This is a genomic window from Pseudomonas protegens (genome assembly GCF_003732485.1).
In the GTDB taxonomy this organism is placed as follows: domain Bacteria; phylum Pseudomonadota; class Gammaproteobacteria; order Pseudomonadales; family Pseudomonadaceae; genus Aquipseudomonas; species Aquipseudomonas protegens_B.
In genome coordinates this window covers 80850-93500 of record NZ_MOAK01000092.1, presented here as the reverse complement: position 1 = coordinate 93500, position 12651 = coordinate 80850, and the positions used below count along the sequence as shown (strand labels likewise).

The 12651-nt window shown below is 65.3% G+C and carries 2 protein-coding genes; both read left to right on the top strand.

Annotated features, from left to right (window positions below; genetic code table 11):
* Positions 1-175 precede the first annotated feature (175 nt).
* Entirely contained in the window at positions 176-9481 is a 9306-nt protein-coding gene (locus BLX41_RS32750; protein ID WP_221179237.1) for an SDR family NAD(P)-dependent oxidoreductase, read from the top strand.
* Positions 9482-9561: 80 nt separating this feature from the next.
* A partial coding sequence (locus tag BLX41_RS34085) for a type I polyketide synthase (protein WP_221179236.1) occupies positions 9562-12651 on the top strand: 3090 nt, incomplete at its 3' end.

Below are 12651 nucleotides of genomic sequence, written 5' to 3'. Positions count from 1 at the left end.
CGCGCGCATCGGCCTGCCGGGCTATGCCTTTGCCAAAGACCGTTACTGGCTGGAAGCGCCGGCACCCGGCGGCGCAACTGCGACGCTTGAGACCTCGCTGCTCACCTGTAGCGAACAGTGGCAGGACGTCGAGGAACCCAGCGGCGGCGCCGGGATCAAGCGGCTGATCTGCCTGTTGGCCGAGCCTGGGCTGCGTCGGCAACTGGCCGATGAGGTCCAGGCCCTGAGCCCGGACACCGAGCTGCTGTTCGTCGCGCCCGGCCCGCTCAATGAACGTGACCAGGAGGGCCATTATCGGGTGGCGGTGCATCACCCGCACCTGCTGCAGCAAGGGCTGCAGCAGGTGCTGGGCAGCGCCGTTGCGACCCGGGTCCTGTATCTGTGGGGCATGGACGATCGCCGCTGGATCAGCGACAGCAGCCCGATTGTCGCCTTGCTCAAGGCCATGGCTGTGACCGCGGCGCCGGTGGCGCGACTGTTGCTGGCAGGCCGGGCCAGCAATGGCCTTGAGCGTTGTCACCTGGAGTCCTGGATCGGCATTGAACGCTCCCTGGGCAGCCTGATGGCGTGCGCCGTCGAGGTGGCCATCGACGAGGCCATCGACGTGCCCGGCGCGGGTGCCGACGAGCGTCGCTGGTTGCAGCGCCTGTGGCGGCAACTGAGCGGCCAGCCGACGGGCAGCCGGCTGTACCGCGACACGCGGTCCCAGCGCCCGATCCTGATAGCGGCCCCCGTGGAAGCTGCCGCCGAGCCGCTGGCCCTGGATCAACTCAATACCCTGCTGATCACCGGCGGCCTCGGCGAACTGGGCTTGTTGCTGGCGGGCGAGCTGTCGAACCGCGCACGACTGCGCACTGACGGTCAATTGCAGTTGTTGCTTAACGGTCGCTCGCCACTGTCGGCCACCACCCGGGCACGGATCGACGCACTGAGCCATGAGCACTGCCGGGTGTTTCATGTCCAGGCCGATTGCGCGGATCGCCCGGCGCTGACGGCGGCATTGGCCCCGGTACTGGCGCAGAGCGGGCCGATCGATGGCCTGATTCATGCGGCCGGTCTGCAGGCCAGTGGCAGTGTTCTGGCCAGTTCGCCAGAGGCATTCGCCGCAGTACTCAATGCCAAGATCGGGGCCACTCAGGTGCTGGACCAGGTGCTGGCGGAGCAACCCCTGGCGTTGATCTGTCATTTCTCCTCCAGCTCGGCGTTGCTGGGGGATATGGGCGCGTGCAGCTACGCAATGGCCAACCGTTTCCAGCAGGCCTATGCCCGTTACGTACAGCGTGGGCGTGCCCGGCGGGTGGTGGCGATCAATTGGCCGCTGTGGCGCGAGGGCGGCATGGCGCTGGGCGAGCGCGAGTCCACCGAGTTCTACCTCAAGTCCAGCGGCCAGCGCATGCTGGAAAGCGCCGAGGGCCTGGCATTGCTGCGCCAGATTGTCGGCAGCGATATCCCGCAGGTCCTGGTGCTGGCAGGCCAACCGGCGCGCTTGCAACAGCTGCTGGAGGGGATCAATCAACCGACGGCCAAAGCCGCGGCTGGCCGCCCGGCAGCCGTTCTGCCACGCGCCCCGGCCCACAGTCGCCCCGAACTCAAGGGCTTGAGCCTGGAACAATCCCTGGCCTGGGACCTGCGGGAACTGGCAAGCCGGCCGCTGCAGGCCGAACGGCAGAGCCTGGGGGAGGAGTGCAACCTCGCCGATTTCGGTTTCGACTCCATCAGCCTGGCCGAATATGCCGGGCTGTTGAACCGTCACTTCGGCCTGACGTTGACCCCGGAAGTGTTTTTCAGCCATTCGACCCTGGCCAAACTCGCCGCGCACTTGCTGGCGCAGCACCGCCAGGCGGTTGAAGCCTGCTACCTGCACTCCGTGACCCGCGACCCGCAAGCCGAGCCAGAAACACAGCCAGAAACACAACCCGAAGCACAACCGGCGCCACTGACGAGCTCTGCCAGCGCCTCGGCCCCGGCCACCGAGGCCATGGCCATCATTGGCATCAGCGGCCGCTTTCCCGGTGCCCGCACAACCGATGAGTTATGGCAGGTGCTGGCCGAGGGCCGTGACATGGTCAGCGAGATTCCGCCCGAGCGTTATGACTGGCGCGAGCATTATGGCGACCCCCGGGAAAACCCGACCAAGACCCGCTGCATCTGGATGGGCAGCGTGCCGGGGATCGACGAGTTCGATCCGCTGTTTTTCGAGATTTCACCCCGCGAGGCCACCCACCTCGACCCCAGGCAGCGCCTGCTGTTGCAGGAGTCCTGGAATGTCCTGGAGGACGCCGGCATTGGCCCGCGTCAGCTGGCAACCCAGCGCGTCGGCATGTTCGTCGGGGTCGAGGAGGGCGACTTCCAGCGCCTGGCGGGCGAAGAGAGCCTGACCTCCAGCCATAACGGCATTCTGGCCTCCAGGCTGGCGTACTTTCTCAACCTCACCGGGCCCACCATGGCCATCAACACCGCCTGCTCGTCGGCTTTGGTGGCCTTGCATCAGGCGGCCTCCAGCCTGCGCAACCAGGAATGCGAGATGGCCATCGCGGCCGGCGTCAACCTGATCTTTTCCGCGGATGCCTTTATCGGCATGACCCAGGCCGGGATGCTCTCGCCGGATGGCAAGTGCTTTGCCTTCGATCATCGTGCCAACGGCATGGTGCCGGGGGAAGCGGTGTGCTGCGTGCTGCTCAAGCCCCTGGCCCGCGCCGAGGCCGATGGCGACCGGATCTACGGCACATTGCGCGCCAGCGGCCTCAACTACGACGGCAAGACCAATGGCATTACCGCCCCCAGCGGGGTGTCCCAGCAGCGCTTGCTGGAAGAGGTTTATCGCCGCGCCGGGATCGATACCCAGGCGGTGGACTACATCGTCACCCACGGCACCGGCACCCAGTTGGGCGATCCGGTGGAGATCAACGCCCTCAACGATGCCTTTGGCGGCAACAGCCCCGGCCATTGCGCCCTGACCTCGACCAAGACCAACCTGGGCCATACCTTCGCCGCATCGGGGCTGGTCAGCGTCATCAGCCTGTTGCAGGCGCTGCGCCACGAAACCATTCCGGCCAGCCTGCATTGCGAGCAGGAAAACCACTACATCCAGTGGCAACAGAGCCCGTTCTACGTCAACAAGGCCAACAAACCCTGGCCCCAGGCCGGACGCGACCGCGAACGCCTTGGCGCGGTCAGTGCCTTCGGCATGAGCGGCACTAACGCCCACGTGGTTGTGCAAAGCTACAGTCAGCGCGCCGACGACGTGGCACTGCGGCGTCCCTGCTACGTGCTGGTGCTGTCGGCCAAGACCGCCGAAGCCCTGGAGGAAAAAGCCGCACAACTGAATGTTGCGCTGGAGCAGGGCGGTTACCGGGATGCGCAGATGCCTGCGATCAGCCATACCTTGCTCGAAGGGCGGCATCACTTTCGCTATCGCCTGGCACTGGTGGCCGCGGATCTGGAAGAAACCCGCTACGGCCTGCAGTGCTACCTGGCCGGCGAGAAACGGCCCAACCTGTTTGCCGGTGAAGTGGAACGCGACTTTGCCCCGCGCAAAACCGTGGTGCGTTATATCGAGCAGTTGCTGGACGACAGCCTGACCGGCCATGACGACGAGCTGCGCGAACTGTTGTCGGGGCTGGCGGACTGCTACCGCCAAGGTTATGAGATTGACGGCCGGCGCCTGTTTGCGGCGCCGCCCACTCGGGTTTCGCTGCCCGGTTATCCGTTTGCCCGCGAGCGCTACTGGCCCCAGGCGCGCCCGCGTTCGGCCGCCGCTGCCGGGCAGGCGAAGGAGCACCTGCACCCACTGCTGCAGCGCAATGTCTCAACCCTGGCGCGCCAGTGTTTTGTCAGCCGTTTCAGCGGTCGGGAGCGCTTTCTGGCGGATCACCGAATGGGCGATCAGCTGATTTTCCCCGGCGCCGCGTACCTGGAAATGGCTCGCGAAGCGATTGTCCGGGCCAGCGAGCGGCCCATGCAGCAGGTCACGCTGCGCAACCTGGTGTGGTTGCGGCCGCTGGCCTTTGCCCAGGGCGCAGACGCTGGCGAAGTCGAGCTGTTCTGTGAGTTGACGCTCAGCTCGGGGGACAGCCTGTCATTCAGGATCTACAGCCTCGACGGCACGGTGCAGCAGTTGCATGCCCAGGGCGACGCGCTGCTGGCCGATGTTGCACCCCCCATGCCGGCGGCGCTGGATCTGTCGCAACTGGCCGCTGAGTGCAACCTCGGCGAGCGTAGCCATGACGCGCTGTATCGCGACTTCGAGTCCATGGACGTGCATTACGGCAGCAGCTTCCGGGCGGCCGGGCAGATCCTCATTGGCCAGAACCGGGTGCTCGGCCAGTTGTCCGGCGCAGCCCTTGATCCGCAGATGGATGGCGTGCCATTGCCTCCGGGGATACTCGACAGTGCGCTGCATATCGCCGCGACCCTGGGTGCCGGGCAACAGGCGGCCGCTGCGGCACTGCCATTTGCCCTGGAAAGCCTGCGTTTGTACGGCTCGCTCGAACAATCCCTGCGCCTGGCGCCGTTGACGGTGATCGCCAGCCGCCGCGCCATGCCGGATGGCGCGGCGGTGGACAAGGTGGATCTGCAGATTTGCAACCATGCCGGCGCATGCCTGCTGCACCTGGAGGGCTTCAGTTCGCGGCGCACCAGCGTTGAAGCCGCTGCGGTGTCCACATTGGCGCCGCGGGCGAGCGGCGAAGCACTCGGCCGTTTGATCCGTACCCCGTACTGGCAACCCCTCGACAATCCAGGTCAAGCGCTGCCCAGCGATGCCCGGCCCCAACTGCTGCTGTTGGGGCTGCCGGACGCGGTCGTCGCGGATGTGCGGCGTCAGTTCGGCCCGCAAGTCAGCGTATTGCCCGGTGCACCGGGGGCGAGCGGCGCGGCGCACTACCAGACATCGGCACTGGCCCTGCTTGAGTGCTTGCAGCAACGGCGCGCCGGGACTGGGGATTACCTGCAACTTTATGTCGGCCAGGGGCAGGACGACCTGCGCCTGACGGCCCTGGACGCGTTGCTGAGTACGGCAATGATTGAAAACTGCGAACTCAAGGCCAGGCTGGTGGCGGTGGACCCTGACATGGGCGACGCGGCCATGAGTCAGGTCATCGCCCGGCAGAGTCGCTTTCATTGCGGGCAACGGGTGCGGGTCTTCGCCAGCGGCAGCCTCTACGCCCATCAATGGCGCGAACTGGCCGTGCAGCCGGCGCACTCCGATGAACCCGGGGCATTTCGCGATGGCGGGGTCTATGCCATCACCGGAGGGGCCGGCGGCCTGGGCCTGGTGTTCGCTAGGCAGATCGCCAGCAGTTGCCGCAACCCGGTGCTGTACCTGGCGGGGCGTTCCCAACCCGGTGCGGCGGCTCAAGGGATGTTCGAGCAACTGCAGGCTCTCGGTGCCCGGGTTGTGTACCGGTCGCTGGACGTCAGCGACGCCGCGGCGGTCAGCCAGTGGATGGATGGCATTTACGCTGAACAGGGCCAGTTGCACGGGCTGATCCACAGCGCGGGGGTCATCCGCGACAGCCTGATCATGCACAAGTCCGCCAGCGACTTTGCCCAGGTGCTGGCGGCGAAAGTCGCCGGTATCGAGAACCTGGATCAGGCCATCGGCGAGCGACCGCTGGACTTTATGCTCTGCTGTTCGTCCCAGGCGGCAATGGGCAACCTGGGGCAGGCGGACTATGCCAGCGCCAATGCCTGGATGGACGCCTACATGCATTACCGGCAGAACCTGGCCGCCGATGGCAAGCGCAAAGGACGCTCGCTGAGCATCAACTGGCCGTTGTGGCGCGACGGCGGCATGGGCCTTGCGCCGGTGATCGAGCAACAGCTGCGCGAACAGTTGGGCATCGTGCCGATGCCACAGGCCGAGGGCCTCGACAGTTTGCGCCAGCTGTTGACCCAGTCGGTCCACCCTCAGGCCTGGGTGGTGTATGGCCAGTTGTCGCGGCTGGCGGGCATTGGCCTGACGCCAGCTGTCCCGGCGCAGGCTGCGCTCGAGCCTGCGCCGCAGCCGGCCAGCGGGGCGTCGCAGTTGAGCGACAGCGAGCTGCGGACCTACATCGCGGCTTTTGTCACCCGGATCATCGCCAAGGTGACTCAGATCGATGAGGCGAAAATCCATCCGGCGGAAAAGTTCGAGGTCTACGGCTTTGATTCGATCATGGCCGTGGGGGTGACCAATGAACTGGAAAAACACCTGGGCTCACTGCCCAAGACCCTGTTGTTCGAACACGTCAACATTGCCGGCATGGTGGAGCACTTCGCGGTCAAGTATCGCCAGCGCTTTGCCGCGCTGCTGGCAGATGAGGAGCAGCCGCTGCCGGTCGCCGGCCCTGCGGCGCCTTCAGCGCAGCCACTGGCTGGCAAGCGTTTCGCCGTTGCCAGCAGCACGGCCACCTCGCCCGCCCCAGAGCCGGTGGAGGACAGTGACCTTTCGCAGTACGTCGCGGTGATCGGCCTGGGCGGCTATTACCCCGGTGCGGACAGCATCGACCAACTGTGGCAGAACCTGGCCAACGGCGTCGATTGCATGAGCGAGTTCCCCGCCGAGCGCTGGGATCACCGCAAGCTCTACTACAAGAACCGTGATGTGCTGGGCAAGAGCACCTGCCTCAACGGTTCCTTCATCAAGGACGTGGACAAGTTCGACTACAGCTACTTCAAGATGCCCAAGGTCTATGCCGATCACATGTCGCCGGAAGTGCGGCTGTTCCTGCAGACGGCGGTGCACACCTTCGAAGACGCCGGTTATTCGCGGGAAACCCTGCAAAGCCGCTATGGCGGCAATGTCGGCGTGTTGCTCGGTGCCATGAGCAACGACTACCACTACTACGGTTTCGAACACAATCTGTCCGGCGGTTCGATCGCGTCCGGCTCGGGCATGGCCACCATCCCGATGACGGTGTCGTATTTCTACGGCCTGACCGGCCCCAGCCTGTTTATCGACACCATGTGCTCGTCGTCCTCGACCTGCATTCATAGCGCCTTCCAGATGCTGCGCCACGACGAGACCATGATGGTGCTGGCCGGTGGCCTGAACCTGATGTACCACCCCTATACGGTGGTCAACACCTCACAGGGCAACTTCACCTCGATCACCTCGCAATCGGTCAACAGTTATGGGGTGGGCGCCGACGGCACGGTGATTGGCGAAGGGGTGGGAGCGGTGCTGCTCAAGCGCCTGGACCGGGCGATCGCCGACCGCGATCAGATCTACGGGGTGATCAAGGGCTCGGCGATCACCAACGCCGGCGAACGCAACGGCTTCAATGTGCCCAACCCGGACCTGCAGACCCTGGCGATTCGTCAGGCAATGGAGCAGGCCAAGGTGCACCCGGCGTCGATTTCCTATGTCGAGGGCCACGGTTCCGGCACCCGCCTGGGGGACCCGATCGAGGTGCTGGGGCTCAAGAATGCCTTTGCCGTCGACACCGACGAGAAGCAGTTCTGTTACCTGGGTTCGATCAAGTCGAACATCGGCCACCTGTTGGCCGCCTCGGGCGTGGCCGGGCTGACCAAGACCCTGCTGCAACTCAAGCATGGGCACATTGCGCCATCGATCCATTCCGGCCTGCTCAACCAGGACATCGACTTTGCCGATACGCCCTTCATGGTGCCGCAGCAGTTGACCCAATGGCGTCGCCCGGAGCGGCTGATCCAGGGTGAACTGCAGCGCTTTCCACGGCGGGCCGGATTGACCTCGATTGCCGCCGGGGGCATGAACGCTCACCTGATCGTCGAGGAATATCCGCAGCCGGCAGACGCCGCCGGGCAGATCGCCGAGGAGCACTTGGCGTTTGTGTTCTCGGTGCACAAGCTGTCGCTACTGGTGGAGAACCTCAGCCGTTTGCGCGACTGGCTGGCCAGCAGCGACGCCTCGCTGGCACAGATCGCCTACACGCTGCAGGTTGGCAAGAACAACCTGCGCAACCGCCTGGTAATCCGTTGCGACAGCCGCCAGGCGCTGCTGGAGGCGCTGACCGCCTGTATCGGCGGGCAGTACGGCGGCGACACCTTCTACCGCTTCCAGGAAACTGATGCGGCGCAGCTACCCGAGGGCGACGGGCCTTTGACTTCACGCATGAAGCAGTGGCTGGGGGGAGACCATCAGGTCGATTGGGCCAGCCTGTATCAGCGCCAGCCTCAGCGCATCAGCCTGCCGGCCTACGCGTTCGAAAAAAACCGCTGCTGGTACACCGAACCGGACTACGAGTCGGCCATCATCAATCCGCTGATGTTCACCGGAAAACTGCACCCCCTGGTGGCCGAGAACTGCTCGACAACCCAGCCCGGCGCGCTGTTTCGCACGGACTTCGTCCCGGCGCAATTGCTCGATTACCTGTACCAGGCACCCGGTGGGCAACGCATCAGCGCCTTCAACTTTGCCGATGTGGCCCTGGCGATGCCGGCGCTGGTGTCACGGTTTGCCGGCTGCACCCTGTCGGTGTCTTGTGCGTTCGAGCACTTCATCGCCGACTGGGCAAGCGTCAGCGGGCTCGCGTATCGCTTGCTGGAAATCGATGAAGGGCAGTTGGAGCTCGAGTTCGATGTGCAACGTCCGGGGCAACCGTCACTCAACCTGGGGTTTGCCCTGATCAACCCGCTGACCGGCAACGAACCGGCACTGGCCCAGTCGCTGCTGGACGCTGCCAGCGAGTTGCTGAACCAGACGCAGGCTGACGCCAGCTTGAGCGACGCCGATATCAGCCGGCGACTGGCCCAGGCCGGTTACGACTTTGCGCCTTACCTCGATCACCAGGGCAGGGGGGCCATCAGCCGCAGCGGCTTGCTGCTGGAGGGCCGGCCACCGATCAATCGGCACAATCACCATGCCGACAACCTGCAGCTGTCGCCCTACCTGGCAACCACCCTCGACAAAGCGCTTTATCTGCTGCTCGAAGAACTGGGACTGCCACAGGCTCGGGTCATCGTGCGCAACATCGAGCAGCTGTGTTGCTACGAGCCGCCCGCCGGGCCGTTTTCGGTGGTGCTGACGCAGATCGGCCTCAGCGGCGACGCCCTGGGGTTCAGCGTGCTGGTGCTCGATCAGCAGGCGCGGATCTGCCTCAAGGCCGATCGGGTCAGCTTGCACCTTGGCGAGCAGGAGCGGGCGCATGTCCATCGGGATCACCCTTGGCTGGCGGGGGCGCTTGCCGACGACGCCGGCGTGCCGGTTGCCCCCAGGCCGCGGCCCGTGGCCACCACGCCCCCGGCGCAGGATGGCCAGGCTGAAGCCGCCTTCGGCACGCGGATTCTGGCGTTTATCCAGCACCAGTTGCAGCACAAGCTGGGGTTTGCGCCGCAGGAGATCGGCGAGTCGGCGCAGGTCCATGACCTGGGGCTGGATTCGATCATGGTGATGCAGCTGACGGACAGCCTGAACAAACACTTCGGCACCCGGCTGATGCCGGACCTGTTCTATGAAAAGCAGCAGTTGGGCGAGCTGGCGGCAAAACTGCAAGCGGTCCAGGAACCATTGCATTGATCTGAAGAATTGACCCGGCTGGCCAGGCCGCCGGGTAAACCAGGACGGTAAGGGCATTCAGAACAATGGATAACACTACGTTGAACGATACACAGGACATCCGCCTGCCTAATCAGCGGCCCACTCAGCAACCGCCGCACACCCAGGCACCCAGGCTGCGGCGGCAGATCGGCGCGGGGCCTCAAGGCGCCGTAGCGGCGCCCGTGCAGCCTCCCAGGGTGGCGATTGTCGGCTTCTCCGGGCGTTTTCCCGGCGCCGACAGCGCCGAGCAGTTCTGGCAGTTGCTGCTGGAGGAGCGTGCGTCCATCAGCGAGTTGCCGTACTGGCATCTGCCGGGCATTGCCGAGCGTGTGCAACTGCGCGAAACATTCACCTGCCCGGGCGGCTTCATCAACGACCCCAGCGCTTTCGACGCCGACTTCTTCAAGATTTCCGCCCGTGAGGCCGAGGCCATGGACCCGCAGCATCGGCTGGTGCTGGAGCAGACCTGGGCGGCGTTCGAGGACGCCGCCATCTGTCCGCACGAGCTGCGCGGCAGCAACACCGGGGTATTCATCGGAATCTCGTCCGCCGACTACAACGGCCTTTTGGCCCGTTCCGAGGCCGGGGCCCACGACGCCACGGGCAATGCCCACTCGATCATCGCCAACCGCATCTCTTTTGTGTTCGATTTTCACGGCCCCAGCGCCCCCATCGATACCGCCTGCTCCAGTTCGCTGGTGGCGGTACACAGGGCGGCGCAGTCGATCCTCAATGGCGATTGCACGGTGGCGGTCGCCGGCGGGGTCAATCTGTGCTTCGAACCCATGGTGTTCATCGGCGCGCTCAAGGCCGGCATGCTCAGCCCCACGGGGCGCTGCAAGGCCTTTGCCGCCGATGCCGACGGCTATGTTCGCGGCGAAGGCGTCGGTGTGCTGATCCTCAAGGACTATCAGCAGGCCCTGGCCGACGGCGACAACATTGTCGCAGTGATTATCGGTTCGGCGGAAAACCACGGCGGCCATGCCAACTCGCTGACGGCCCCCAACCCCAGAGCCCAGGCCGACCTGATCAAACAGGCCTGCCGCGGCATCGATATCAACAGCATCGGTTATATCGAGGTTCACGGCACCGGCACACGCCTGGGGGACCCGATCGAAATCAGCGGGCTCAAACAGGCCTTTGCCGAGCTGGGGGCCAACCCTGAACAGCGCTGTTACCTGGGCTCGGTGAAAACCAACATCGGCCACCTTGAATCCGCCGCCGGGATTGCCGGAGTGATCAAGACCTTGCTGGTCCTCAAGCAGGGCTATCTGCCCAAGAGCCTGCACAGCGAACAGCTCAATCCCTACATCGACCTGGCCGGCAGTCCGTTCGCGGTGTTGCAGACCGGGCGGGAATGGCCGCAAGTGTCCGACCGCCAGGGGCAAGCGCTGCCACGCCGGGCCGGGGTCAGCTCCTTCGGGTTTGGCGGAGCCAATGCCCATGTGGTGCTCGAAGCGGTTGAGCCGGTGATCCCGGGGAACGAGCCGCAGGGGGCGGCTTCGGTCTTTGTGCTGTCGGCCAAGACCCCTGAAGCGCTGCAGTCGCGGATCGAACAGTTGATCGACTTTGTGCAGCGCCAGCCGCAACTGCAGTTGGCGGAGCTGGCCGTCAGCCTGCAACTGGGCCGAGAGGCGATGGAGTACCGGTGCGGGTTCGTCGCGCACAGCCGCGACAGCCTCTTGAGCCAGCTGCGCGACAGCGGCGCCGGGGAGGGTGGCCCGCCTGCCGGCAAGATCGCGCCGGAGACATTGCATCGGGCCCTGCAACAGCGGGATCTGGGCACTTTGCTCAGCCTGTGGCAGCAGGGCGCGACCCTGGACTGGCGGCAGCTCTATGAGCAACCACGGCCACGGCGAATCTCGCTGCCGACCTATCCCTTCAGCCGCGAGCGCTACTGGATCAGCGAAGCTCCCGCCGCCTCGCCCACGGGCGCCGCCTCATTGCATCCTCTGGTGCAGCGCAATACTTCGGACCTGGCAGGACAGCGTTTCAGCAGCCGGTTTGACGGCAATGAATGGTTTTTCAGCGGGCATCGGGTCAACGGCCGCAAGGTCCTGCCCGGTGTGGCTTACCTGGAAATGGCCAGGGCGGCCGTGGAGCGCTCAATGGTCGATGCCGACGCTGTGGTGGCCCTGAAGCATGTCGCCTGGCGCCAACCCATGGTCCACGACGGCGGCGACCTGGACATCGATATCGAGCTGGTGGAGCAGGGCGAGGGTCAGATCCGCTTCGAGATTCGTGGCAGCGCGGCCGATGGCCCGAGTTATTGCACCGGCGTCGCCCTGGTTGGCAGCGCCGAACGCCTGGTGCCGCTGGACCTGGGCACCATCGCTGGCGTGACCAACCAGCAGCGACTGACCCCAGAGCAGTGTTACCAGGTTTTCGGTGAGATGGGACTGGCCTATGGCGAGTCCTTTCGCCGGATCAACACCCTGCAGGCGGGCAACGGCCAGGTGCTGGCCAGCTTGCTGCGTGGCGAGCAAGCCCCGGGCTGCGAACTGCCGCCGGGCCTGCTTGATTCTGCCTTGCAGGCGGCGCTGGGGCTGGCGTTGCTGGAGCCGCTCCAGGCGCAGCGGGAGCACCAGCCTCTGGTGCCCTTTGCCCTGGACCGGGTGGTGTTGGGCGAGTTGGATCTGCTCAAGCAGCCCTGCCAGGCCTGGGTGCGCTACAGCGCCGATCATCAGCCGGGACGCATCAACAAGCTGGACCTGGACATCTGCGACGAGCAGGGCCGCATCGCACTGCGCCTGCAAGGTTTCTCGTCGCGAAAACTAGCTGCGGCGCCCCCGTCCATGCTGGCGATGACCCCGGTCTGGCGCGACAAAGCCCTGATCGACCCGCCGCAGCGCAGCCTTGCCCGGCAACTGATTGTGCTGGCCGGCGCTCAATCCCAGGACCTGGACCTGTTGACCCAGCGCTGTCAGGTCCTGGTGGGGAACCGCCAGCAGATCCACATTGTGCCTTTGCCGGTGGTGACGCAGGACCCGGCCATTGCGCTGCCGGCCTTGGCCGGGTTTGTGATCGAGCTGGTGCAGAAAAGCCCGGCGAACAGCCTGGTGCAACTGGTGCTGGCCGACCTCGAGCACGCCGGCCCGGTCTTTGCTTCGTTGCTGGCCCTGTTGAAGACGGCAAAAAACGAAGGCCTG